General features: G+C 40.0%; 25 protein-coding genes and 1 other annotated feature. Of the genes, 5 read left to right on the top strand and 20 right to left on the bottom strand.

All coding sequences use genetic code 11. The annotated features are described in order from the left end of the window. Position 1: 1 nt before the first annotated feature. From ddcA to ilvE, 9 genes are all read right to left on the bottom strand, one after another. Positions 2-1,009 (bottom strand): DNA damage checkpoint antagonist DdcA, encoded by a 1,008-nt coding sequence (gene ddcA / locus C9414_RS06140; RefSeq protein ID WP_047202463.1) that lies wholly within the window; start codon positions 1,007-1,009, stop codon positions 2-4. Positions 1,010-1,134: 125 nt separating this feature from the next. Beyond that, positions 1,135-1,734, bottom strand: coding sequence for a 3-isopropylmalate dehydratase small subunit (leuD, locus tag C9414_RS06135; protein ID WP_107163280.1), 600 nt, complete (start codon positions 1,732-1,734; stop codon positions 1,135-1,137). Positions 1,735-1,747: 13 nt separating this feature from the next. Then, on the bottom strand, positions 1,748-3,163 hold the full coding sequence (gene leuC, locus C9414_RS06130; RefSeq protein WP_039180431.1) for a 3-isopropylmalate dehydratase large subunit: 1,416 nt from the start codon (positions 3,161-3,163) through the stop codon (positions 1,748-1,750). Between the two features lie 40 nt (positions 3,164-3,203). Continuing rightward, the gene (leuB, locus tag C9414_RS06125; protein ID WP_099663507.1) at positions 3,204-4,301 is read right to left on the bottom strand and encodes a 3-isopropylmalate dehydrogenase; all 1,098 of its coding nucleotides are present in this window, start codon (positions 4,299-4,301) and stop codon (positions 3,204-3,206) included. Between the two features lie 18 nt (positions 4,302-4,319). Further along, positions 4,320-5,873 carry a 2-isopropylmalate synthase gene (locus C9414_RS06120; protein WP_047202466.1) on the bottom strand — a complete coding sequence of 518 codons (1,554 nt, stop codon included), beginning with the start codon at positions 5,871-5,873 and terminating at the stop codon, positions 4,320-4,322. Then, the gene (ilvC, locus tag C9414_RS06115; protein ID WP_024423187.1) at positions 5,860-6,888 is read right to left on the bottom strand and encodes a ketol-acid reductoisomerase; all 1,029 of its coding nucleotides are present in this window, start codon (positions 6,886-6,888) and stop codon (positions 5,860-5,862) included. The genes C9414_RS06120 and ilvC overlap by 14 nt, the downstream gene beginning before the upstream one ends. A gap of 18 nt (positions 6,889-6,906) precedes the next feature. After that, positions 6,907-7,425, bottom strand: coding sequence for an acetolactate synthase small subunit (gene ilvN / locus C9414_RS06110; RefSeq protein ID WP_007501584.1), 519 nt, complete (start codon positions 7,423-7,425; stop codon positions 6,907-6,909). Then, complete coding sequence (gene ilvB, locus C9414_RS06105) at positions 7,422-9,146, bottom strand: acetolactate synthase large subunit (protein WP_025092480.1); 1,725 nt, start codon at positions 9,144-9,146, stop codon at positions 7,422-7,424. Before ilvB ends, ilvN begins: the two co-directional genes overlap by 4 nt. A gap of 122 nt (positions 9,147-9,268) precedes the next feature. After that, positions 9,269-9,515: a binding site (T-box leader), on the bottom strand. An 8-nt stretch (positions 9,516-9,523) separates the two neighbouring features. After that, complete coding sequence (gene ilvE / locus C9414_RS06100) at positions 9,524-10,438, bottom strand: branched-chain-amino-acid transaminase (RefSeq protein ID WP_039180440.1); 915 nt, start codon at positions 10,436-10,438, stop codon at positions 9,524-9,526. A gap of 433 nt (positions 10,439-10,871) precedes the next feature. Between ilvE and C9414_RS06095 the strand changes: the two genes are divergently transcribed. Next, positions 10,872-11,915, top strand: a complete 1,044-nt coding sequence (locus C9414_RS06095) for a lactonase family protein (protein ID WP_107163279.1) — start codon at positions 10,872-10,874, stop codon at positions 11,913-11,915. Positions 11,916-11,948: 33 nt separating this feature from the next. Here C9414_RS06095 and C9414_RS06090 read toward each other — a convergent pair whose 3' ends face one another. The 6 genes from C9414_RS06090 to C9414_RS06065 form a co-directional block, all read right to left on the bottom strand. Further along, positions 11,949-12,368, bottom strand: coding sequence for a YkvA family protein (locus tag C9414_RS06090; protein WP_024423190.1), 420 nt, complete (start codon positions 12,366-12,368; stop codon positions 11,949-11,951). A 95-nt stretch (positions 12,369-12,463) separates the two neighbouring features. Further along, positions 12,464-13,630, bottom strand: a complete 1,167-nt coding sequence (gene dltD, locus C9414_RS06085) for a D-alanyl-lipoteichoic acid biosynthesis protein DltD (protein WP_107163278.1) — start codon at positions 13,628-13,630, stop codon at positions 12,464-12,466. Beyond that, entirely contained in the window at positions 13,630-13,866 is a 237-nt protein-coding gene (gene dltC, locus C9414_RS06080) for a D-alanine--poly(phosphoribitol) ligase subunit 2 (protein WP_024423191.1), read from the bottom strand. Before dltC ends, dltD begins: the two co-directional genes overlap by 1 nt. A gap of 21 nt (positions 13,867-13,887) precedes the next feature. Continuing rightward, complete coding sequence (gene dltB / locus C9414_RS06075; protein ID WP_107163277.1) at positions 13,888-15,072, bottom strand: D-alanyl-lipoteichoic acid biosynthesis protein DltB; 1,185 nt, start codon at positions 15,070-15,072, stop codon at positions 13,888-13,890. Beyond that, entirely contained in the window at positions 15,069-16,574 is a 1,506-nt protein-coding gene (gene dltA, locus C9414_RS06070; protein ID WP_107163276.1) for a D-alanine--poly(phosphoribitol) ligase subunit DltA, read from the bottom strand. The genes dltB and dltA overlap by 4 nt, the downstream gene beginning before the upstream one ends. A gap of 14 nt (positions 16,575-16,588) precedes the next feature. Beyond that, on the bottom strand, positions 16,589-16,738 hold the full coding sequence (locus C9414_RS06065; protein WP_024427820.1) for a teichoic acid D-Ala incorporation-associated protein DltX: 150 nt from the start codon (positions 16,736-16,738) through the stop codon (positions 16,589-16,591). 333 nt (positions 16,739-17,071) lie between these two features. On the opposite strand from C9414_RS06065, the gene C9414_RS06060 reads away from it, so the two are divergent. Then, positions 17,072-17,467 carry a VOC family protein gene (locus C9414_RS06060; RefSeq protein ID WP_107163275.1) on the top strand — a complete coding sequence of 132 codons (396 nt, stop codon included), beginning with the start codon at positions 17,072-17,074 and terminating at the stop codon, positions 17,465-17,467. 229 nt (positions 17,468-17,696) lie between these two features. Here the strand turns inward: C9414_RS06060 and C9414_RS06055 are convergent, their stop codons facing one another. After that, positions 17,697-17,876, bottom strand: coding sequence for a hypothetical protein (locus C9414_RS06055; protein ID WP_107163274.1), 180 nt, complete (start codon positions 17,874-17,876; stop codon positions 17,697-17,699). A gap of 192 nt (positions 17,877-18,068) precedes the next feature. Between C9414_RS06055 and C9414_RS06050 the strand changes: the two genes are divergently transcribed. The 3 genes from C9414_RS06050 to C9414_RS06040 all read left to right on the top strand — a co-directional run bounded on the left by C9414_RS06050 (position 18,069) and on the right by C9414_RS06040 (position 20,269). Beyond that, entirely contained in the window at positions 18,069-18,257 is a 189-nt protein-coding gene (locus C9414_RS06050; protein ID WP_024427817.1) for a hypothetical protein, read from the top strand. 94 nt (positions 18,258-18,351) lie between these two features. Continuing rightward, the gene (locus tag C9414_RS06045) at positions 18,352-19,914 is read left to right on the top strand and encodes a T7SS effector LXG polymorphic toxin (protein ID WP_107163273.1); all 1,563 of its coding nucleotides are present in this window, start codon (positions 18,352-18,354) and stop codon (positions 19,912-19,914) included. 16 nt (positions 19,915-19,930) lie between these two features. Then, complete coding sequence (locus tag C9414_RS06040) at positions 19,931-20,269, top strand: hypothetical protein (protein ID WP_107163272.1); 339 nt, start codon at positions 19,931-19,933, stop codon at positions 20,267-20,269. Positions 20,270-20,997: 728 nt separating this feature from the next. On the opposite strand, the gene C9414_RS06025 is transcribed toward C9414_RS06040, so the two are convergent. From C9414_RS06025 to C9414_RS06010, 4 genes are all read right to left on the bottom strand, one after another. Beyond that, the gene (locus C9414_RS06025) at positions 20,998-21,912 is read right to left on the bottom strand and encodes a hypothetical protein (RefSeq protein ID WP_107163270.1); all 915 of its coding nucleotides are present in this window, start codon (positions 21,910-21,912) and stop codon (positions 20,998-21,000) included. 229 nt (positions 21,913-22,141) lie between these two features. Next, entirely contained in the window at positions 22,142-22,348 is a 207-nt protein-coding gene (locus C9414_RS06020; protein WP_107163269.1) for a hypothetical protein, read from the bottom strand. Between the two features lie 176 nt (positions 22,349-22,524). Then, positions 22,525-23,259, bottom strand: a complete 735-nt coding sequence (locus C9414_RS06015) for a hypothetical protein (RefSeq protein WP_107163268.1) — start codon at positions 23,257-23,259, stop codon at positions 22,525-22,527. A 218-nt stretch (positions 23,260-23,477) separates the two neighbouring features. Further along, positions 23,478-24,020: a site-specific integrase gene (locus tag C9414_RS06010; protein WP_107163267.1), complete on the bottom strand. Its 543-nt coding sequence runs from the start codon at positions 24,018-24,020 to the stop codon at positions 23,478-23,480. Between the last annotated feature and the right edge of the window lie 352 nt (positions 24,021-24,372).

Below are 24,372 nucleotides of genomic sequence, written 5' to 3'. Positions count from 1 at the left end.
ATTACAAATAAGAAATTTCTTCAATATCTTTCAGCATTGTGCAAGCTTCTCTCAGCTCTCGTTCGTTAAATTCATACAATAGATGCAATTCTTCGAGTTCAATCTCGATCCCATGCATTTCATAGCCGACTTTATGAAGCGCCGCTGCCCAAAGACTCGGATCTGTGTACTTAGGAAGAAATGGATACAGCACAAATAAGTGCCGGCGCCATAGCTCTTCCACGCCTTGGTAAAGGGTTGGGTTCTCATTGCCGAGCGTGTCATCGAGCATACGAAGGACTTGCTGAAGAAGCGGCATCTGCTCTGGCTTTACAGCCTCAGAAGGAATAAGTGTTAAAGAATCACCGAATTTTGTCACATGAACCGGCTTTGCCACATCATGATCTGCCAGAAGCTGCAGGATCATTGATTTGACCAAAGGGTTCCCATCGGGATTTTGTAAGATTGTATTTAATAGACCCATGTGCGGTGTAATATTCCGGTCTTTCAATGAATGGATGAACTGGACCTGTTCTTCCGGCCGCTTCAGCATGTCATCTATATTGACCTCACTTCCGGCTTCCTCATCTTCATCTAAAATCTCTTCAGGTGATTCAATCATTTTTCTGCTAAATTCGAGCAGCTTGTAAAAATGCTCCGCGCTTTCTGCCGGAAGATGGTTTTCCTCGAGCACAGCCTCAATTGTCTGTTTGACTTCTTCATATTCTTTCAGCTGAATTAAGATCGTCATATACACTTGGAGCACAGTGAAATAGTGGCCATATCCTTCATGCAGCATTTTTTCACAAACACGCTTTGCATCCTGCAGCTCACCCAGCTCCAGAAAACAAATTGCCATTCCGAGGTGAATATCGGATTCTTCATCGTCATCATACGATTTTGCTTCTGAAAACAAGTGAAGCGCCTCTTGATACTGTTTATCTTTTAATGCTGCCATTCCTTTTTCAATCAGTCTTTCTTTCAGACCAGGAAACAAAATGACATTATCTTTCTTCTTGTCATGCTTCATGCTTACGTTCCTTTCGGGCGCATATTTTTTATCAGTTTACCAACGAAGATTAGTAAACACAAGTAACGAGAGGTTTTTATGCAAAAAAGAAGCCGTCACACCTCGGGCGGACAGCTTCTCGTTGCTTAAGCGCGCAGCCAGTTGCTACGCTTTTCTTCAAATGCTTGAATGTCATCTTCTAGTAGTAATGTTAATGAAATCTCATCATAACCATTTAGGAGCATTTCTCTCCAGTGAGGGTCGACTTGAAAAGGGGTGATATTCCCTTCGTGATCTTCTATCTGCTGTTTTTCAAGATCAACCGTCATCTCATACCCTTTGTTCTCATATGATGCTGCGAAGGTTTTCCACACATCATAATCAAGGCGAATCGGAAGCATCCCATTTTTAAAGCAGTTTTGATGAAATATATCTGCGAATGATGGTGCGATGACAATTTTAAAGCCATAATCATCAAGCGCCCAAGGAGCATGTTCCCTAGATGATCCGCAGCCAAAGTTTTCTCCTGCGATCAAAATCGATGCTCCTTCATAGATCGGCTGATTCAGTTCGAAATCTAGATTTGGGCTGCCATCGGCTAAATAACGCCAGTCGAAAAAGGCAAAGCGGCCATATCCTGTTCGTTCGATTCTTTTTAAAAATTGCTTCGGAATAATTTGATCTGTATCTACATTGATACGGTTAAGCACAGCGGCTTTCCCTTTATGAGTGACTAAAGGCTCCATCTATGACAACTCCTTACACGACTGTTTTCTCTTGATTAAACTTCCTGACATCGACAAATCGGCCATGTATCGCAGCCATTGCAGCCATTGCCGGGCTGACAAGATGCGTTCTCGCACCCTTCCCTTGACGCCCTTCAAAGTTACGGTTTGATGTGGACGCGCAGCGTTCGCCCTCCGGTACCACATCGTTATTCATACTAAGGCACATACTGCAGCCTGATTCTCTCCATTCAAATCCTGCTTCAAGGAAGATTTCATGAAGACCTTCTTTTTCTGCTTGCAATTTGACACTTTGAGAGCCAGGCACCACAATCGCTCTGACATGATCTGCTACTTTTTGTCCTTCAATCATAGAAGCGGCTTGGCGTAAATCAGTCATTCTTGAGTTCGTACATGAGCCGATAAAGACATGCTCAATCGTAATATCTTCTATACGCTGATGCGGATGGACTCCCATGTATTCGTAAGCACGAATCGCTTCTTTTTGATCATCTTCTTGTGCAAAGTCCTCAGGTCCTGGAATTGATGCATCCACAGGCAGTACCATTCCTGGGTTAATTCCCCACGTAACCATTGGTGAAATCTTATTTCCATCTAACACAATGGTTTTATCGTAGGTTGCACCTGGATCTGTTCTAAGTTCTTCCCATTCTTTAATAGCTGCTTCGAAATCCTCGCCCTGCGGTGCATATTTGCGGCCGCGGCAATATTCGAAGGTGACTTCATCAGGTGCAATCAATCCTGCTCTCGCGCCTGCTTCAATCGACATATTACAAACTGTCATCCGCTCATCCATCGTCATGTTTCTGAATACTTCCCCAGTGTATTCAATGACATAACCTGAACCGAACTTCACGCCGTGTGCACCAATGACGGCTAAAATGACATCTTTGGCGGTTACCCCTTTTTGAAGCTTTCCGTCTACTCTAATTTCTAGCGTTTTCGGACGCTGCTGCCAAAGTGTTTGTGTAGAAAGTACATGTTCAACCTCACTTGTACCGATCCCAAAGGCAAGCGCGCCAAACGCGCCGTGAGTTGATGTATGACTATCTCCACAAACGATTGTTTTCCCCGGAAGTGTCAATCCAAGCTCCGGTCCAACGACATGGACGATTCCCTGGTCAACACTGTGGAGATCAGCAAGACGAACGCCAAATTCCGCACAGTTGCGCTCTAAGGCACTCACTTGCTTTTTAGCAATCTCATCTTTAATCACAAATCGATTCACAGTTGGGATGTTGTGATCCATCGTCGCAAACGTGTTTTGAGGTCTTCTCACCTTACGCCCTTTTTGTCTTAATCCTTCAAATGCTTGAGGTGATGTCACTTCATGCACCAAGTGCAGATCAATATATAAAAGGTCTGGTTTCCCCTCGCCGCTTTTGACTATATGCTGATCCCATATTTTTTCGATGATTGTTCGAGGCATAACCCTTTTCCTCCCTCTATCTAATTCCACAAGATTCTATTTATACAATCGTTTGCACGCGCTTCTTGAGTGCGTCTACAACCGCATTAGTGATTTCTTCAGTCGTTTGATATGTTCCCTCTTTTGCTGCTAAATCTTTTGTTCGTTTGCCAGAGGCAAGAACAGCTTCCACAGCGTCTTCTATTGCAGCCGCTTCTTCTTCTAATGCAAAGGATGTTCTAAGCAAGCTTGCTGCTGATAAAATGGTTGCCAGAGGGTTTGCAACGTTTTGCCCCGCAATATCGGGTGCTGAACCATGAATTGGCTCATATAAATGAAGGCCTGTGCTTGATAAACTAGCAGATGGCAGCATGCCGAGTGATCCAGTAATCATCGAAGCTTCATCACTTAAAATGTCACCGAACATATTCTCTGTCACAATGACATCAAATTGAGCGGGCTTGTAAATCAGCTGCATGGCGGCATTGTCAACGAGCATATGCTCAAATTCAACTTCTGGATATTGAGAAGCAACTTCTTCTACTGCATCCCGCCATAGTTTACTAGAAGCAAGAACATTCGCTTTATCCACAGACGTCACTTTTTTCCGTCTCGTTAAGGCCATATCGAACGCTTCTTTTAATACGCGGACAATTTCTTCCTTTGTATAAAGGAGCGTATCAACGGCAGCTTCTTTTCCTTCATCATCTGTATAGCGTTCGCTTGGTTCACCAAAATAGAGACCGCCTGTTAATTCACGAACGATGACGAAATCGACTCCGTTAATGTGATCCTGTTTTAACGGAGATGCCTCGCTTAAGCTATCAAACACCTTTACAGGGCGGATGTTAGCAAATAAGTCCAGTTGCTTACGAATGGCGAGCAAGCCTTTTTCTGGACGAAGCTCTGGCGGGTTTTGATCCCACTTTGGTCCGCCGACTGCTCCTAATAAAATCGCATCAGCGCTTTTGCATACATCTACTGTTTCCTTTGGAAGCGGGTTGTTTTTTTCATCTATTGCGATACCGCCAATGAGCGCAGTTTCAAATTCGAATTCGTGCCTAAATTGAGCCGCTGTCTCTTGAAGGACAGCGACTGCAGATGTCACGACTTCCGGTCCGATTCCATCGCCGGGCAAAAGTGCAATTTTCTTTTTCATGAGAACCTTCCTCCTTTCCTATGAGATCGCGTGATGTTTCTCAATTTCAATCAGATTTGATTTGAAGATTAAATGTCTGTTCACTGCATTGACGTAAGCTTTCGCCGATGCTTCAAGCACATCTTGCGCTACACCACGTCCTGCTGTTTCTTTTCCTTCTATTGAAACAGTGACATATACTTCTGCTAGTGCATCTCTGCCTTTTCCATTTGATTGAATGCGGTAGTCCAGCAAATGAATTCTTTCTTCCATACAGCGCTCAAGCGTGTTGTACACAGCTTCTACACTGCCTGCACCTGTAGCTGCTTCTTGAATGACTGCCTGTGTTTCTTGGTTTTTCAGAGAAACTGTTGCTGTTGGCATTTGTTCTGTTCCATAATGCACTTGCAGACTTTCAAATTCGTAGCCAATTTTTCGATCTGCTACTTTTTCTTCTAATATAATAGAGATCAAATCATCATCTGTAATTTCTTTCTTCTTCTCTGTCAAGTTCTTGAAAGTCTCAAAGAATTTATTGATTTCATCTTCCGTTAGTTTAAAGCCTAGTGTTTTCATGCGGTCTTTAAACGCGTGTCTTCCGGAGTGTTTTCCAAGGACAAGCACATCTGTTGTCACACCGACAAGCTCTGGAGAAATAATTTCATAGGTTGTTTTTTCTTTGAGGAAACCATCTTGGTGAATACCTGATTCATGTGCAAAAGCGTTGTTTCCAACGACTGCTTTATTACGCGGCACAATCATTCCTGAGTATTTGCTCACTACATCACTTGTACGCTTAATTTCATTCAATTGAATCGTTGATTCGACCTGGTAAAAGTCTTTTCGAATATGAAGAGCTACTGCAATTTCTTCTAAAGCGGCATTTCCAGCGCGCTCACCAATTCCGTTGACAGCCGTTTCGATTTGATCTGCTCCATTTTCAATGGCAGCAAGTGAGTTTGCCACAGCCATTCCTAGATCATCGTGACAGTGAGCGGACAAGTTAACGCGGTCGATATTCGGAACGTGTTCCTTCATATATTTAAAGATATTCCCGTACTCTTTTGGCGCTAGGTATCCAACTGTATCTGGCAAGTTAATGACACTCGCCCCAGCGTCAATGACCTTTTCTACAATTTCTGCCAAGAAAGCAAGATCTGTACGGCACGCATCTTCTGCTGACCATTGGACAACTGGAAAACGTTCTTTCGCATATTTCACCATTGCGACAGCCTGTTCTACGACTTCTTCACGTGTTTTCTTTAGTTTATACTTCAGGTGAATGTCAGAAGTAGCAATAAAGACATGAAGCCTTGGCTCCACTCCATCTTTTAATGCTTCCCATGCAGCATCAATGTCACCTTTCACACATCGTGCAAGACCAGCAACAGAACAGTTTTTAATCGTTCTTGCAATTTCCTGTACGCCTAAGAAATCCCCTCGGGATGAAGCGGGAAAACCCGCTTCAATGATATTAACCCCAAGGCGCTCAAGCTGCTTTGCAATGATTAGCTTTTCTTGTGCATTTAAGTTCACTCCTGGTGATTGCTCTCCATCTCGAAGTGTTGTGTCAAAAAAATTAATTTTCCGCACCGACGCTCACCGCTTCCTTTTTCTTTCCTTGTTTAACGAAAGGCATCATTTCACGAAGCTTTCTACCAACGATTTCAATTTGGTGCTCATTTTCATTTGCATTGATTGCATTGAAACGTGGACGATTCACTTGGTTTTCAACGATCCATTCTTTTGCAAAAGTTCCGTTTTGGATATCAGTCAAAACAGCTTTCATCGATTCTTTTACTTTTGCATCTACAACGCGTGGTCCTGATACGAAGTCACCCCATTGTGCTGTATCAGAGATTGAATATCTCATGCCTTCTAATCCTTCTTCATACATAAGGTCAACGATTAATTTAAGTTCATGTAGACACTCGAAGTATGCAAGCTCTGGCTGATAACCAGCTTCTGTTAACGTTTCGAATCCTGCTTTTACTAGTGAAGTAAGACCTCCACAAAGAACTGCCTGCTCACCGAAAAGATCCGTTTCTGTTTCTTCTTTAAATGTTGTTTCAAGAACGCCCGCTCTTGCTCCGCCGATCGCTTTCGCATAAGCAAGTGCTTTGTCTTTCGCTTGACCAGATACATCTTGATAGATAGCAAATAGGGCAGGTACACCAGCGCCTTGCTCATATGTTCTTCTCACAAGATGTCCTGGACCTTTTGGAGCTACAAGATACACATCTACGTCACTTGGAGGAACAATTTGATGGAAGTGAACGTTAAATCCGTGTGCGAATACAAGTGAGTTTCCAGCTTCTAATTGATCTTTGATTTCTTCATCATATACTTTCTTTTGCTGCTCATCTGGAAGTAGTACCATGACGACGTCTGCTTGTGCTGCTGCTTCTTTTACTGTGAATACTTGATGGCCGTCTTCTTGTGCTTTTGTATAAGATCCGCCTTTTCTCACGCCGACGATCACATCTACGCCGCTTTCTTTTAAGTTCAATGCATGTGCATGACCTTGTGAACCGTAACCAATGATTGCTACCTTTTGACCATTTAATACGTTTTCTTGAATATCACCGTTATAATATACTTTTACCATTTGACTCTCTCCTTTTGTTTAGACAATTGAAATTGTTTTATTTGTTTGCGGCTTTTGCTGATTATCTCTCGCAAAGGCCGTAGTGCCAGTTCTGGCGACTTCTTTAATGCCGTATGGCTTAAGTAATTCAATGAGTGCTTCAATTTTTGAAGACTCACCTGTCACCTGAATGACGACACTCTCTCTGCTCACATCTACAATAGAAGCTCTAAAAGGTTCAATGACCCCCGTGATCTCCATTCTAGATGCTGGTGCAGATACGACTTTTATCAAAGCCAGCTCTCGCTGAACGATTGATTGGTTTGTAATGTCTGTTACTTTCAGAACATCGATTTGTTTGTTCAGCTGTTTTGTCAGCTGTTCGATGTCTTTCTCTTGGTCTACATGGACGACGAACGTGATGCGTGATACATCTTGAATCTCAGAATGGCCGACCGTAATGCTTTCAATGTTGTAGTGTCTTTTGGTAAAGAGGCCTGTGATTCTGTTCAGTACGCCTGATCGATTTAATACAGTCAACACAATAATTCTTTTCAAGGTTTCACCCCCACCATCTCATGAAGTCCTTTCCCCGGTGCTACCATCGGGAATACTTTTTCATCTCTCGCTACATTGACATCGATGAAAACAGGCTCTCTAGAGGTTAAGGCTTCTTCTAGCTTTTCTTTCGCCTCTTCGTCTGATGAGATTCTGATTCCTTTAATGCCATAAGCTTCAGATAATTTCACGAAGTCTGGCTGCTCTGAAAATTTAGAATGTGAGTAGCGTTCTTCGTAGAAAATTTCTTGCCATTGTCTTACCATTCCAAGGCTGTGATTATTGAGTACAATCACTTTGACTGGAAGGTTCAGCTCACGGATAACGGCAAGTTCTTGCAGGGTCATTTGGAAACCTCCGTCTCCTAAAATTGCTACAACGGTTGCCTCTTGATCAGCTAGCTGAGCGCCAATGGCTGCTGGTAATCCGAAGCCCATTGTGCCAAGTCCTCCAGATGTGACCCACTTATCTGCATTTTCAAATGGATAGAACTGTGCCGCCCACATTTGATGCTGTCCGACATCAGTTGCGACAATGGCTTCACCTTTTGTGAATTGATGAATGTATTCAATCAGCTTTTGAGGTTTAAAACCTTCAGCTTCGTTTTCAACGTACCAGAGTGGATATTCTTCCTTCCACTGATCTAATTGATTTTTCCATTCGTCTGATTCCCCTTGCTTCCCGTCTTGCTTGATCAGCTCTTCAAGAACGAGCTTACTGTCTCCAACAACCGGGATATGGGTATGAATGTTCTTGCCAATTTCCGCCGGGTCGATGTCAATATGAGCAACCTTCGCATGTTTCGCAAAATGATTGAGGTTGCCTGTTACCCTGTCATCAAATCTTGCTCCGATTGAAATGAGCAGGTCACATTGATGAAGAGCCATGTTTGCTGCATATGTGCCATGCATACCAGCCATCCCTAGGAAAAGAGGATGCTTTGCCGGGAATCCGCCAAGTCCAAGCAATGTATGAGCGACTGGGATTTGCTGCTGCTCTACATACTGTCTTAATTCTTCAGATGCTTTGCCATGAAGAACGCCAGCTCCTGCTAGAATAACTGGTTTCTTCGCTCTGCTGACAGCTTCTACCAATTTGCGAATTTGCAAATAGTTCGGCTCTACTTTTGGCTGATAACCAGGTAAATCAATTGGCTGGTCATATTCAAACGTTCCTTCAATGCCTGCGACATCTTTTGGAATATCGATCAATACTGGACCAGGTCTGCCTGTTGTTGCAATATGGAATGCCTCTTTAATGACACCCGGTAATTCCTCTGGATTTCTTACCTGGTAGCTGTGCTTTGTAATTGGCATTGTGATGCCGAGTACATCTGCTTCTTGGAAAGCATCCGATCCAATGACTGACGTTGCCACCTGCCCTGTGAATACAACTAGGGGAAGTGAATCAATCATCGCATCTGCAATTCCTGTCACAAGGTTTGTCGCTCCAGGCCCTGATGTTGCAATGACAACACCTGGTTTACCAGATACTCTTGCGTATCCTTCTGCTGCGTGAATCGCTCCCTGCTCATGTCTTGGCAGGACATGAAATAAACCAGAATCGTAAATTTTATCGTAGATTGGTAAAACTGCTCCGCCTGGATAGCCGAAAATGACTTCTACTTTTTCTCTTTTGAGTGCTTCAATTAACATGAGTGCACCGTTCATCGTTTGTGGCGCTTTTGATTTTTCCGTCTCCATTTGTACATTTGTCCCCATTTGATTTCCTCCTCTTTGTCTTGCTTCAGTCAAGTCCTTTCACCCTTTTCCATTCAAGATAGAGATATGAGACCATATAAAAAAGCCTTCTCACCCCACAATGACACTACTTTTCACTAGGTCAAAGGGGCGAAAAAGCTTTGTTTTTCGCGGTACCACCCTTGTTCACGGCAAACCCTGCTGCCGTCTCATGGACATCTTTCGTCCATTTTGGTAACGAGTGAGCAATGTCACTCGGCCTGCCCTACTATCATTTCAAGCAGACACTCAGAGGTGAGTTCACTTTAGAAAGTAACACCGGTTTCCAGCTAGCACCGGCTCTCTGTAGATACTGACTCTAAAGCTACTAGTCCTCTTCAACGTTTATCGATATCTATTTAACTTGCATGAATGTTTTCATCTGTAAAAACAACTTTTTCTCCTTCTTCAACTACTCGCTTGCGGAATTGTTCAAGAAGTTTGTTTGTGTGGAACCCAGGTTTCCCTTCACCGATTGTACGGCCGTCAACTTTTACAACGGCGATGACTTCGGCTGCGGTTCCTGTTAGAAATACTTCTTCTGCAGTATACACATCATGTCTTGTGAAAGGTTCTTCTTTCACTTCGTAGCCTAAGTCTTCTGCAATTTCCATGATGGCATTTCTTGTGATGCCTTCAAGTGCGCCAATATAACCTGGCGGTGTATAAAGCTTGCCTTTTTTATAAATAAACACGTTGTCTGCAGAACCTTCCGCCACGTACCCTTGATCGTTCAGCATCAGCGCTTCACTCACACCGGCCATATGGGCTTCGATTCGGACAAGAATGTTATTCAAATAGTTTAATGATTTTACTTTTGGGCTAAGAACATCTGGACGATTTCGTCTTGTTGGAACCGTCACAATGTCAATACCCGTTTCATATAGGTGCTTTGGAAAAATGGCCAGCGGCTCTACAATGATCACTGTGTTGGCTCTCCCGCAGTTGTTAGGATCTAATCCAAGATCACCCGCTCCTCTTGAGACAACAAGGCGGATATAGGCATCCTTTAGGCCGTTCCTTTCAACTGTATGAATCATTTTTTCCGTGAGTTCCTCAAGTGAATATGGAATGTTCAGCATAATGGATCTGGCGGAATCATACAGACGGTCTAAATGTTCTTTCATTCGAAAGATATTTCCGTTATACACGCGAATCCCTTCGAAAACACCGTCGCCATATAAAAAGCCATGATCGTAAACTGAAATTTTCGCATCCTCTTTTTTCACGAGTTCATCGTTTAAAAAGATCCACTGTTCCTTTTGGTCTTCCATTTTCAGTGAGCACCCTCTCTTTCAAACAAAAAGTAGTTGAATTTTCAGACACTTTATTTTGAAGTGTCAATCGCTTGCACTGCGTGTTTGTTTAGCTTTTGTTGAACCCATCTTACGCCGCTTTCCATACAGTGTCAACAGCATTTTTAAAATTATTAGACAATTTAGACTAATCAAAATTAAATGTATACGCTTACACCTTTGCTAGACAAGGAATGAAAAAACTTAAAATTTTTTGTATTTTTTCTTCAATTTATTTACTTTACATGAACGCTTTTCTTTTGAGAAAACTTTTGTGATATTTTTTCACATGATTTTTGATGAATATTGTGAGATTTCAATGACTTTGTTTTTTCTTTTGGCATGCCTTTCTAAAGCGTTTTCCTATGAATTTATGATAGAATGAGAGCATCTAATAGAAGGAGGGCAATACATGGCTAACATCAGAGGTTATATCGGTACGTATACAAAGGGAGACAGTAAAGGCGTTTATACGTTTACATTAAATACGGACAAGCAGCTGATTGAGCAAGTAGAAGTCGCTGCTGAGCTTGAAAATCCTACATATTTAACCGTGTCAGAGGATCAAAAGTTTGTTTATGCTGTTGTGAAAAAAGGATCACAGGGCGGCCTTGCTGCGTATCAAATTGATTCAACAACAGGCAGACTTCACTTCATCAACCAAGAGCTTGCCGATGGAGCTTCTCCTTGTCACGTCAGCGTGGACAGTCAAACGAAAACGGCGTATACAGCAAACTATCATAAAGGGACAGCAGAGATGTATGAGATCGATGCTGAAAATGGCTCAGTGATCCGCACGCTCTCACAGGCGCAGCATGAAGGAACTGGCCCTAACGAAGATCGTCAGGAAAAGCCGCACACCCACTTTATGGGTCTCACGCCAGATGAACAATTTGCTGTGGCTGTTGACCTTGGAACAGATGGAATTTATACGTATAAGAAAGAAGACGGAAAACTTCAGCTTGCTCATACATTTGAAACAAAGCCAGGCAGCGGACCTCGTCATATCACATTCCACCCAACGAAACCTGTGGCATATGTCATGACAGAGCTAAGCTCAGAGGTCATTGTGCTTCGTTACTTTGAAGATGGTCATTTTGAAGAGATTCAAACAATCGCGACCATTCCAAGCGATTTTACAGAGAACAATCAAGGCAGTGCCATTCATGTCTCTTCAGACGGCCAATTTGTTTATGCAGGAAATCGTGGTCATGACAGCATTGCGATTTTTAAAACAGACGCTGACGGCCGATTAAGCCTTGTCGAGATTGCTTCTTCTGAAGGAAACTGGCCTAGAGATTTTGTGCTTGATCCAACAGAAGAATTCCTCGTCGGTTCAAACCAAGAATCTAGCAACCTTGTGTTATACAAACGCGACAAAGAAACAGGACGACTCACTGTCTTACAATCAGACATTACCGTCCCTCATCCAGTTTGCGTGAAATTTTTAGGGTAAAAGAAAAAAGCCTCCAATAACGGAGGCTTTTCTTTATACAGACGGCATACCGCCATCCTCAAGCTTTTGATCAATCAAAGACGTATCGGTTTTTTCGCCGAACCATTTTGACAGCCTGTCTTTTGCTTTCCCTTTCACATCATCATCAATGTACATCGCTACTTGAAGCAGAGCAAATGTAATGGCGCCTAAATCATCTGTATAGCCGACACCAATCAATGTATCCGGAATGAGATCAAGTGGAAGGATAAAGTAGCCGAGTGCTCCAATAATCAGGGTCTTTGCTTTGACCGGCACTTCGGGTTTTTGCAATGTATAGTAAAGTAATAGCACAGCATAGACAAGAGAGACACCAGCTTTTTGTGCCGTCTTTTTTAGCTTTTCCCAAAAGGCATGATCATTAAAATGCTTCTTCGAACGCTTTAATAGTTCTTTTTTCTCAGAACGATTCATCATATCGCCTCCATCTACAGCATAGCCCTTTTCCCTCAGTTATACAAGATATCCGCTGATTCGACAAAAAAAAAGCAGCAGAAAGCTGCTGCATTCTACTGCTCTTTGTAAAACTTTTCAATTGCTTTATCGATGTACACCCATCCTTTATAAGACACATGAATCGTATCTTTAAAGAAATATGGATCGTACTCATGCTTAGTCAAATCTGCGACTTCATACCCATTATCTCGAATTTGCCGATTGATTTTTTCATAATAACCTGTACGGCCTTCTTTCGGAAAACCAGTGTAATCATACCACTTTCCGTTGACAGGAATCGTTACAAACAAAGGCTTTGCCCCTGCCTGTTTTAAAATATCCAGCATGATTTGAAAATCTTTATATTCTGGTGATTCGGCATAAGAATGACCTTCACGGGAATCCTTCATCTTCTTCATGATCGGTTTCAGTTTGCTGTCAAACAATTTTTGATTAATATAAAACGGATTGTCCCCTGCTCTTTCCGCACCAAAAATGCTCGCTTCTTTTTCAAGCTCAGCCCATGTTTTTCCTTTGACTGAAGGAGACGGTTGAAGCTTGCGCTCATGCCCCGATCCAATCGTATAGTACATGTCTTTCTTTTGAAGCATGCCATAATACATTTTCGCAATAGGAGAAATCGCGCCATAAGCGAACTTGTTTCCAGATAGCTCTGCTTTAAAAAGCTCTGTAATCACCATGTCGTTTTTGACTGCTTTAAACTTCATGATTCTTTTAATCAGCTCTTTTTTCACAGTTGGATCAATTTCTTTATTATAGGCGAGATTCAGCGCTTGAAGCGCTGAATAGTTAGGGGCAAAGTGATTCTCGTCAGATCCCCATTTCACAAACCACTGCGGGGACACGATAAATACAAGCTTCTTCCCTTTTAATTCATCCATATGCGCTGCAAAGTTCATCGCATGAATTAATGATTGCGATCCACCTTTTCCAATAAGATAAGGTGTAAACCCTTGAGGATTCTCATGAAAGAAATTCGAAGGGTGGTATGGATCAAAACGTGATAGTTCAGAAGAACCATAGATCGGCAAATAAGTTGGATCTTTTAGCATTTCATCTTGTAAATAAAGCCCTTGAAACATCCCTGGATCTAATTCTGTGGCTGACTTTTGTAATTTGTCTTTTGGGATCAGGTGTGAGAGCCATGCATTTGGTACAAGAAGAACACCAATGAATAGAACAGCCGCTAAAATAAGCGGCCCAAAAAAACGCTTTTTCATTACTTCATCTCTGCCAGCTGCTCAGCAATATGATTCGGCGTATCCCACACATCACGATCGAATTCTGTAATCGGAACAGTGATTCCGAGTTGACTTTCAATTGCCATAAGCAGTTCTACTGTACCAAATGAATCAAGAAGACCTTCTTCAAAAATCGCAATCTCTGGATTTTCTTTCACAACGTCATCCTGACAAACCTCTGCAATAATACCGTATACTTGATTTTTAAATTCCATAATTTTCTACTCCCTTAATCATTAATGATGAAATGGTTTTCCTGAAAAAATATAAAATCCGAAACAAATCACATGGAATGTAATAATGATAGACACAACCATTGTGACCTTATTATCCGGCCACCACTTGTGCTTTTTATTCCATTTCTCAAATAAATTGTAACCGGACATGATAACTGCATGATATAGTCCGTAAATAATATATTGAAGGGCAAGACCATGCCAAGCACCCATCAATAGAAAGAGGACAAAGTACCCGATATTTGATACAGCCATACGGTTCTTGATCCACTTCTTTTTGGTCATAAAGAACACAAATCTCATAAACACGTAGTCTCTGAACCAGAAGGACAGGGACATGTGCCAGCGATTCCAGAAGTCTTTAATATTGCGGCTGATAAACGGTTTATTAAAGTTCTCTGGCGACTTAATGCCCATAATATAACTCACACCTACAGCAAATGCTGTATATCCAGCAAAGTCAAAGAACAAATACATGCTGTAAGCATACATATACGTTAACTGCTGAACAAAGTGACTGCTGCTAATGTGATGAATATTCATCAGAATATACGTGTGAATCAGATAACCAATAATGAACTTATATAAGAAGCCAATGAAAATTTTATGAATACCGGAATACAGAAGATCACTGTATGCTTCCTTTTCAGGCGGTGTATCCATATCTTTTTCAAATCGGCGGTAACGGTCAATCGGACCTGATGAAATCGTCGGGAAAAAGACAATGAAATAGACCAAACGATGAATCGGAATTTTCTTCTTAATCAAGCCGTCTCTTGTCTCGATAATTAACTGAACACCTTTAAATGTTAAGTACGAGATCCCCAAAAAGCTCAGCCAGTTAATTGGCGGCGGCTGGTGCGGGTGATGAGTTAAAAAGAACGGTAATACCTTTGACAGCACAAGCGGCAAAATTGATGCCACCACTGCTGCATAGAAAACGGATGCCTGATTCGCCTTTAACCGGTATGCAAGGTACAGGCGAATGATTAAGACTTGCCACACCGTGAACAAGAAGAGCAGCAGTGCGCCATGTGCATCCTTTGAGAAAATAAGCGCGAGTGCCACAACCGTTGCAAACATGTTGTAGCCCTGCATTCTTTTACCGCGAAGACCAAGAATGATCGTCGGCAAAAGAAGAATACCAATTAGAATGAAGAAAAAGAATGAACTAAACGGAATCATAGAAGAACCTCTTTCGCGATTCTCTTACGGTCAACCTTCCCGTTTGGCGTCATGTACAGCTGCTCAAGATAGACAAACTTTCTTGGAATCATGTACGCTGGCAGTGAATCCGCCATTTCTTTCTTAATCGCACTTGTCAGCTGATACTCTTTTTCAAATGAATGAGCTGCTGGAACAATCGCTGCAATCAAGTACTCGACATGACCGTTTGGCTGGAATGGCACAATCACACAAGCATTGACATAGGTTGTCTCGCTTACATGATATTCAATTTCTTCAAGCTCCATCCGGTATCCATGAAGCTTAATTTGATAGTCGAGACGACCGTGGCACGTAATTAATCCATCCTGCGCCACACCTGCGTCACCTGTGCGGTAAGCAGGGCGTCCTTCGTATTCAAAGAACACTTTATCCGTTAAGGCTTGTTCACCTAAGTAGCCTCTCGTGACGCTTGGCCCCACGATGACAATTTCGCCTTTCTCACCATCAGAAAGTGTCTTGCCTTCTTCATCTAAAATGACGATATCTGTATCAGGTTTGGCATAGCCGACTGGTAAAGAATCGTGCTGATCAAGAATCTCCTGCTTGACTTCAATCGATGTGATCGCAACAGTTGCTTCAGTTGGACCATACGTATTAAAGACCTGCGCCTTTGGAAAACGCTCCAGAAGTGCACTTGCTACAGCTACAGGAAGCGCCTCACCGCAGAACAAGAAAACTTTCAGCTCTGGTAAAAGCTCTCCTGTAAAGGAAGGGTCCATTAAGCACATTTGCACAAAGGATGGTGTTGATGTCCACACTTCAACGTCAGATTGACCAAGTGCTGCAAACATATCCTTTGGCTTATTGACAAGATCTTTTACTAAACAGTAAAGCGTGCCGCCTGATTGAAGCGCTGGATAGAGATCCATCACTGATAAGTCAAAAGAAAATGGTGCTTGATTTAAGAATGTGCGTCCCTCACCAATTGGGAAATCCCGGCACATCCACTCTGTAAAGCTTTCTAAATTATTGGCTGTTACCTGAACGCCTTTCGGTTTTCCGGTACTGCCAGACGTATAAATAGTGTAGAAAACATCATCTTGTTGAACCCACTGCGTGGCTGGCGGTGCTTCTTTTTCAAGTGCTAGAAGCGATGCCGCACTCTTCACTTCAATGTGCTCTTCTACATCTAATACATTCTGCTCATTTGCACATATCAATAGACTGGCTTTTGACCTTTCAATGATTGAGACGATGCGCTCGACAGGTATCGAGATGTCGACCGGAATATAAGGTCTGCCTGATTTCACACTGCCTAAGAAAGAAATCAGCATCTCTGGCTCCATATGACCGTAGACAATGACAGGTTCACTGCCAGCTGCGACTGAATCGATCGCACCAGCCATTTGGTCTGATAAATGCCAAAGCTCATCATATGTGATCGACGCCTGTTGAGAAACAAATGCTGGCTGTGTTGGTTTCGTTTGCTGGTATTCATGAATCGTGTGTAATAGTTTCATAGTTTAATCTCCAATTAAAAATCGTTGTAAATGAATGATCCCGTATTTGCTGTGTGGAATCCGTAAATAAAGAACAATAATAGCAAAATAAGTAAGTAAAAGCTTGTATATCCTATCCATTTTACAGACTTATTTTCTGATAGCTTTTTGAATAGCATATTGATAACCTCTTTTCTTTTGACACTTATAGAGACGCATGGATCATCAAAAGAGTTTCATATCAAACCATAAAATTTTTAAGAAATGCTAAAAAAATGTCGAACCTTGGAATGTCTCTTTTGAGCAAAGCTGTCTTATTGTAACAAAGATTTAATACATTTGAAATGAAATCCGAGCTTAAATTTGCCTTAAAATTGCTGAAAGCTGTTGATAAGCAGCATATTCTTCTTTAGATTTATTCATTAACTGCTAAACAATGAAATAGAGTTCCTTATTCACCTGAATTAAGTTACATTAAATCATATAATAATTAATCTTCTAAATGGAGGGCTCATCTATTGTCAAAAGGACTTATCCATCATATTGAACTAAATGTTTCGAATTTAAAGAATTCGATTATTTTTTGGGGGTGGTTTTTAGAGGAGTTAGGTTACGAGCCGTATCAAACCTGGGAAAGCGGTCGAAGTTGGAAATTGGGAGAAACTTATATCGTTTTCGTACAAACGGAGGAACGATTTATGGACATACCCTATCATAGACGCAGGACAGGTCTAAACCACCTGGCTTTTCATGCCAGTTCCCGGCAGCAAGTAGTTGAAATGACTGAAAAGTTAAAAAGCATGGGGGTTACAATTCTTTATACCGATACACACCCCTTCGCAGGCGGCGATAAACATTACGCAGTTTATTTCGAAGATCCTGATAGAATGAAAGTTGAATTGGTGGCACCTTGATTTTAGTTTGACTAGAGAAATAAAAGAACCCATGATTTCATGGGTTTCTCGTCATTGCATGATAAGAAAATCCATCACAAGTCAAGCGGGTTCTCCGTTTTGATCTTATACACCTTACTTTTTTAGTTGGAGAAAGAATATTCTCTCTTTTGAACATTTACTGCTTTACAATGCCTCTTTCATTAGGAAGGTTAATTAAAAAACGCCCTTCCAATGGAGGGCTGTGCAATTAACTATTTTCTTTTGAGTATTTCTTAATCAATGCTTCGCTAATTCTGCTTACGATATAGATCGCAACCGCTAAAATCAGCATCAACGGAAACATGCTTAAATGATCATCTGCAACATATACAATGATCCCCACAATGATAGCCACCACGATTGCCGTTAAAAAATGCTTCACCACCATCTCACCCCTTTGTATAAATCATCTACATTTTATTACACAAAAGTTTTAATCGAAATTATTTCCATAAAATCAACGAGTTTCGTTCGTCCACACTTAAAGTAGATTGCTATCCCCCTTATGTTGTTCGCACAATCCCCATATGTTAAAATCAACTAAAATATCTATTTAATGGATCGACCAGGAGGTCATTAAGTGTCACAGCAAAGCACGCCATCCAAAATGTTATTAATTACTTTACCCGCCTCTATTATTGCCCTTGTGATGATCTTAGGGAAAATTGATACACCTGTAACAAATGTTTTATTTTATCTTGTGGCCTTTAGTGTGATGGGTTTAGTTGTTTCAAGCTTAGTAAAAGACTACAGGAAAAAGAAAAACTAACTCCTCATTTTGGGAGCTGTCGTTTATGCAGCTCCCTTTCTTTATGTGGACGCTTAATTGCTACGAGTACTAACAGAAAGTAAAGGAGAACGGAATGAAAACCCTTGATGTCTTTGAGTTGAAGAATGAAATTGACCAAACGCTGAACAAGTTGAAGCAGCAATCACATAATGTGAAGTCCCTAGAAAAACAAATCAATCAAATCATCTCCTTAGATGGCGCATTAAAGGGAGAAGCTGGACAAGCGATAAAAGATTTTTATACGGAGTGTCACATTCCCTTTTTGCAATTCTTTCAGATCGTCATTGAAGAATACAGCGGTGCGCTAAAAAAGACAAAACAAGCACTTCATGCTTTTGAATCAAACCCGAATGGTTTTATCTCTCAATCATTCATTGAACAAGAGCTTGACCAAGGGTTAAAAAAAGCCGAACGAACCATTTCTGATATTGTATCCGATGTGAATCAAGCGCTCAGCAGGGTCAGCCATATTGCGCATTTGCCTCATGTAGATGAATCTGCTTTTCAACAAAGCTATCAAAAATCCTGGCTCGAGACGTCCAAAACCATCGGACTACTTCATGCATTTGACAGAGAACAAACAAGTGCTCTAAATGAAACAAAAAGTTCCCTTCACACAATGAAACAATATTTGGACACCTTAAGCACGATGTTCACTAGCCCGAAAATTGAAATTACCAGTTATCAAAAGGGCTCTATTTTCAAAGATGGAAAAGAAGAAAAAATCAGCAGCAACATCAGCGAATTGAATGAAAAAATAGACAACCCTAAAGAAAACCCAATGATGATCATGCTGAACAAGCTGAATGATAAAGAGCAATCGAATGTGGATACTCTTCTGAAGAAGAAACCGTCTAATAAAATCAATCAAAACGCCGTGTTCGTAAATGGAAAAGTATATAATACAAATGAAAAGATTGACTTCGCAAATGCCAAAACAGTTGAAGTTATTCGATATGGAATGCTATATCGGTTACGAATATCGGATCAAAACAAAGTGAAGATTGAAAGCATCACAAAGATTTCTGATGTGAAAACGGGTGAACAAACCTCAAACATCTTAAATACAGCGGTTGAATTTACAGGAATAAATGATGCCATTCGAGTCATCACAGGGAGAGACCCTGTAACAGGAGACAAAGTCGCTGACATGGACCGTCTAGTATCAAGCTTGTACATGATACCCGGAGCTAAAATCACTAAAGTTGGAAAATACGTATTTAAAATAATGAAAGGAGAGAAAGTAGCCAAGAAGATTGTCAAAACACCTTCCTTCGGCAAACACTCCGTACCAAAAGGTCCTTATCGTGAAGTAAATGGTTTCCCTGTAAAAGTAAAACCAGGCGCTCAAGAAAAGCATATTCCTGATGCACCTAACTATAAGCAAGAAGTTGCGAATGGCCGTCCAAATAAAAGCATTTTCTATGGAGATAATAAAAAAGCACAAGAATTGCTGGATAAGTTCGCTGGTAAAGGTACAAAAATAGGAGAGCACAAAGAAAGAGTAGACTTTGGACAGATGATTGGAAAATACTATGATAAAGATACCGGTAAGTATGTGGAGACTACTAGGGGCTTAATACACTACAGCAAAAACGGCGCTCATATAGTACCATCAGAGCCTTTAAAACCATAAACTAAGGGGGATTCAAATGGGATATGACCCATTAATTTCAGCATTACGAAAATATAAAAATAACGATTTGATAATAGAATGGAAAAGTGGTTTAAAAGTTATTGGAGAACCTGACACACTTTATGAAACTGATAACGGATTGGAAGTTGATGATGTCAATTATACAGAGTATGACGCAGTCGCATTTCAAGTAAATAACATCTTATCCCACCCCACTAATTACGACTGTGATATATATGATTGGTTAAAGCAAGAAAAAAGTTCCTTAATTGAAATTTCACTTTATAAAGATACACCAAGTGCAGTTTATTTAGCAGACGGTCAAAAATTATGGGAATTGGACAGCGATGAATAACAAAGAAAAGCCCCTCCAAATTGGAAGGGCTATTCATTTACTTCTGCTTTACTTCACCATATTTTGAATCATCCGTAATAAAATGGTCTGATTTTAACTTGTACATTTTTGCCTCATTGACTGAAGATCTATCAATCGTGAATGCTCCACCCGACTTTACTTTTTTGTGCTTTGCTGACCAAGGAGGCTTATCGTAGATGCATAACCATTCATCGTTATTCAGGCTTAGTGAATTTTTCTTCAAAATGTTGAGAGAGAAGCGATCTACGGCAAATCGTTTCTAGGGATTTAAGCTGGGGGCCTTCAATTTCAATGCGCAGCTGATTCATGTCTCTTTCTAAATCTGCTCGTATCGAATCCATTTTCTTTTGGAGTTGATCAATTAGGATTTTGTTCCTCGTCATTCGAATAGCATTATATAGCTTCCTGATTTTACTTTGCTGCTTTCTGATTTCCGCGTTTGTATAGTAAGATGTGTACTCAGCTTTACACCTCGGACTCACTAGTAGATCGTGCTTTACGCCATCGGCTATTATACCCACGACTTGACGATGATTGACGGTACAGATCATATAAAGGCTTAGATGTATTATGTTGCTCGCAATATCCTTCGAGGATTAACTGAGGACATCCAGGTTCATTACATGGTTTTAATTGTCTATTCATATAATTCCCTCCTAAACAAAAACGCCTTTCCATTGTGAAAAGCGCCTTTTAAATTAAGCATTTTAAAAAATACTTTGTATATCTAATCCCATGGCTTGGGCTTCACCCATAAATCGTTTTCCAGAAATATAATTAGGTAATCTTAAATTCAAACGATATAAATGTTTCCCCTCATTCGTTTCTCTTTTTAGTTTCACCTGACATTTTTCAAAGTCTAAGCTAAAAGAAAATTCTATAAGTCTAAATAGTATATCTTCTATAGCTCGTATATCCCTACCAGATTCAAACATATAAGAATGCAGGTTGTTATAGGAATCTACTTTTGGAAGTAACATTTCATAATCTAAATTATTAATAGCTTTTTCTTTGCTTTTATTAATATTTGTTTTAACTAAACTCTCTATATCATTCAATCTTTTCATAATCAAATATTTATCAGGATCTTCATCTTGTAATTTGTCCAAAATCATTGATTCGGATGAAGCTCTATATATTGGGTTATCTGCTTTTGTCTCCTCTAAAGCAGCCTCAACATACCTTCTAAACGTATCCCTAACTTCAATTACTCCCATCATATCATTTCTAAAGAAAATAGTTCTTTCAGTCCCTAAGTCGAACGGGAGTTTAGTACCATTCTCACAAACATGTACTATTGGTTTTCTAACAGCATGTCTAACAGCAACCTCATACATAACATTTGGGTTTAATCCTGTTAAATTAGCTATAACCAAATCATCATCTAAGATTCTAGATATTAATTGATTTGTAATAGAACCACCATCTATAATTCTATGAGCAACACTAGTTTCAAAACCTAACTCGCTTAAGATAGGCTCGATAACAACATCAATAAATCCCTCAGCTGATCGTCTTATCTCAGTATTGTCATTTCCGATAGGAGTAATTACAAAAGCTCTTTTTTTTGATGGTTCATTAACTTTTTTTTCATTTTTTTCTTTTAGAGAAGTTTTTGCCAAGTTTATACCTCCAAACATAAAATACACAGCAACTTTATTTATAGTCAACCTGTACCTTAAGATTATCAAGTATATTATCGGCAAATTAAACTTAAAGTGAATAGTTCCCAAATAAAAAGCGACCCCGCAATGGAAGTCGCTCTCAACTTATCACTCAATATCAGCATAAACGCTCTCAAACAAAATGCTTTGCCAAGATCGTTAAATTTTAGATGCCTAAAGAAAAGACTTATAAACTTTTGTATTCTATTACATTAAAGCTGTTTACATTTCCCAATTGGATAACAGTACCTACACCTTTTTCGTCGATGTGCGTAAACCAACGATTAGAAGAATTAATAATTTCCTCACTAATATCTTCTATACTTGCTGACTTGATTAATAACGTTTTTGAGTTTTCCTTATCAAAATTAAAAATAACTCGGAATTTTTTCATATATTTCACCTCCAGCCTTTATATCGGCAGAAAACGATGAGAAGAAACTTAATGCATAATTTGTCGAACGAAAATTCATATCATAATGAAAGCCGCTATCAATTTATCACCTAATACCATCATAACCGCTCTCAGACAAAACGCTTTGCCAAGATCATGTCAAAAGTGTGCCATTTTTACGCCATATTAAAACGTGTGTATATTCTATCTATGTATTTTCCTATTAAGTGACCACTTGTTGTCAGTTTGAAATATTCATCTGTATCAGCATCCGCAGACTCAAAACTCACATCTAAGTCCACGTCTACTGATATAGATCTATAAAACAATTGATTGGTTATTGCTTTTTCAAGTGTCATGTTGATACTAACCCTATTCAAATTTTCCATTTTTATCTTCCTACTTAACTGGTACTGCGTATTTTCATTTCTTTTTGCATTCTTAAAAATTGAAAATAATTTTCTGTAATTCTCTATATCTATGTCATAAAAATGCATTAAAGCGTGTATTGAATTTAGCTGTTCATGTGTCAATTCAGTCTTTCTCTCAACTACATCATTCAAGATACTTCCCATTATTACACATGCTTTGCTTGAATTTGAAAATAATATTTTAGAAAAAACGTCAGCTACAAATTCAGCTTTAGTCTCATCATCCACATATTCTATTAATTTTTCTAATTGAGCTTGTGTTGGATCTTCATCCATACTGAAACCTTTTAAAAATGATTGGAATTTTTTCTTATGGATTAATTTTGATGAGTTGTGTAAAAAACCCACAACTCTCGAAGAATCTCCTATCAACTGAACATAATCATTATCCAATATATTGTTTTTCACTTGTAAATAACTTTCCATATGCTTTATTGCTCTGTCTAAAATGTTTTCTCCGCCTTTAACAATATTATTCATATAAATCCTCCTTTTCCATATATTATACACTTTTAGTTATCTACACAATCCACCAATTCACCATATCTATTAGTCTGTCCAACTAGATAAATCGCTGTATCCTTTGCCCCTCTTGCTTTTCAGCTATTCCCTTAAAATGAGTTGGACATTTTCTCATTATGGTTAATTGAAGAAAAAGAACGCAAAAAAAGACCCACCTGCCGTTTGAACAGATGAGTCTATAAGCCAAAATCGTCCATTGCTTTATCCATAGCGTCTTGTGTAATTCCAATGTATCTCAATGTAATGTCAGGACTAGAATGGTTAAATATTTCTTGTAATAAGGCAACGTCTTTATGTTTTTTATAATTCCAGTAACCAAATGTTTTTCTGAGCGTATGAGTACCTATACTATCAAGCCCGACATAGTCCGCTGCCTCTCTCATAATGTTATATGCACTGCTGCGGCTGATAGGTTTGTTGAGTCCTTCTCTACTTTTAAAAAGATACTCTTGATCATCTTTGTCTTTAATATATTGATCTATCGCTTTTCGAAGCGTCTTGTTTATTTTGATTCTTTTTTCTTTACCTGTTTTTTGTTCTCTTAGCGACACATATTGCTTTCTTACATCTTTCACTCTCAATTGCAGCAGATCGGATATACGCAAGCCTAGAGTGATTACCGCCACAAACAGCAGCAAGTTCCTTTTGTTCCGCTCTCCAAGATATTTCTTTATATAATTTACCTGATCAAGGTCCCGTATCGGCTGCACAAAATTCATGATTTAACCCCCTGCTTATACACTTCTTCTCTCAAAGCAAAGGCCAGTCTATAATATACTTTATTTTTAACACGATAATAATTCCTTTGGCTGAGGCTAGATCATAACTAAGATACGTCACTCCTTTTGCGTAAGACGATTAATCGCTCGCTGAATCCTCGATCGTTGAATGAAACTGGAACTTGGTGATGCAATAGAATAAGTTGTTGTGACTTTACGAGAAAGACTTCTGATGTTTGGAGGCTTAACATTTTGTATTTCTTTGTCAATCTGCAAAATGAATGTCTAGGCTACTTGTCTACTCCTTTCCGTCAAATAAAAAACGACTCGACGATCACCACTATAAAGGGTT

The organism is Bacillus sp. Nf3 (assembly GCF_003028545.1).
Taxonomy (GTDB): Bacteria; Bacillota; Bacilli; order Bacillales; family Bacillaceae; genus Bacillus; species Bacillus safensis.
The sequence above is the reverse complement of the archived record's forward strand: the minus strand, read 5'-3'. Positions and strand labels throughout refer to the sequence as shown.

What these genes read in the sequence shown, in the direction of transcription:
- ddcA (WP_047202463.1), bottom strand. Translation starts at nt 1,009, where the DNA reads ATGAAGCATGACAAGAAGAAAGATAATGTCATTTTGTTTCCTGGTCTG.
- leuD (WP_107163280.1), bottom strand. Translation starts at nt 1,734, where the DNA reads ATGGAGCCTTTAGTCACTCATAAAGGGAAAGCCGCTGTGCTTAACCGT.
- leuC (WP_039180431.1), bottom strand. Translation starts at nt 3,163, where the DNA reads ATGCCTCGAACAATCATCGAAAAAATATGGGATCAGCATATAGTCAAA.
- leuB (WP_099663507.1), bottom strand. Translation starts at nt 4,301, where the DNA reads ATGAAAAAGAAAATTGCACTTTTGCCCGGCGATGGAATCGGACCGGAA.
- ilvC (WP_024423187.1), bottom strand. Translation starts at nt 6,888, where the DNA reads ATGGTAAAAGTATATTATAACGGTGATATTCAAGAAAACGTATTAAAT.
- ilvB (WP_025092480.1), bottom strand. Translation starts at nt 9,146, where the DNA reads ATGGGGACAAATGTACAAATGGAGACGGAAAAATCAAAAGCGCCACAA.
- ilvE (WP_039180440.1), bottom strand. Translation starts at nt 10,438, where the DNA reads ATGGAAGACCAAAAGGAACAGTGGATCTTTTTAAACGATGAACTCGTG.
- C9414_RS06095 (WP_107163279.1), top strand. Translation starts at nt 10,872, where the DNA reads ATGGCTAACATCAGAGGTTATATCGGTACGTATACAAAGGGAGACAGT.
- C9414_RS06090 (WP_024423190.1), bottom strand. Translation starts at nt 12,368, where the DNA reads ATGAATCGTTCTGAGAAAAAAGAACTATTAAAGCGTTCGAAGAAGCAT.
- dltD (WP_107163278.1), bottom strand. Translation starts at nt 13,630, where the DNA reads ATGAAAAAGCGTTTTTTTGGGCCGCTTATTTTAGCGGCTGTTCTATTC.
- dltC (WP_024423191.1), bottom strand. Translation starts at nt 13,866, where the DNA reads ATGGAATTTAAAAATCAAGTATACGGTATTATTGCAGAGGTTTGTCAG.
- dltB (WP_107163277.1), bottom strand. Translation starts at nt 15,072, where the DNA reads ATGATTCCGTTTAGTTCATTCTTTTTCTTCATTCTAATTGGTATTCTT.
- dltA (WP_107163276.1), bottom strand. Translation starts at nt 16,574, where the DNA reads ATGAAACTATTACACACGATTCATGAATACCAGCAAACGAAACCAACA.
- C9414_RS06055 (WP_107163274.1), bottom strand. Translation starts at nt 17,876, where the DNA reads ATGGTGGTGAAGCATTTTTTAACGGCAATCGTGGTGGCTATCATTGTG.
- C9414_RS06045 (WP_107163273.1), top strand. Translation starts at nt 18,352, where the DNA reads ATGAAAACCCTTGATGTCTTTGAGTTGAAGAATGAAATTGACCAAACG.
- C9414_RS06040 (WP_107163272.1), top strand. Translation starts at nt 19,931, where the DNA reads ATGGGATATGACCCATTAATTTCAGCATTACGAAAATATAAAAATAAC.
- C9414_RS06020 (WP_107163269.1), bottom strand. Translation starts at nt 22,348, where the DNA reads ATGAAAAAATTCCGAGTTATTTTTAATTTTGATAAGGAAAACTCAAAA.
- C9414_RS06015 (WP_107163268.1), bottom strand. Translation starts at nt 23,259, where the DNA reads ATGAATAATATTGTTAAAGGCGGAGAAAACATTTTAGACAGAGCAATA.
- C9414_RS06010 (WP_107163267.1), bottom strand. Translation starts at nt 24,020, where the DNA reads ATGAATTTTGTGCAGCCGATACGGGACCTTGATCAGGTAAATTATATA.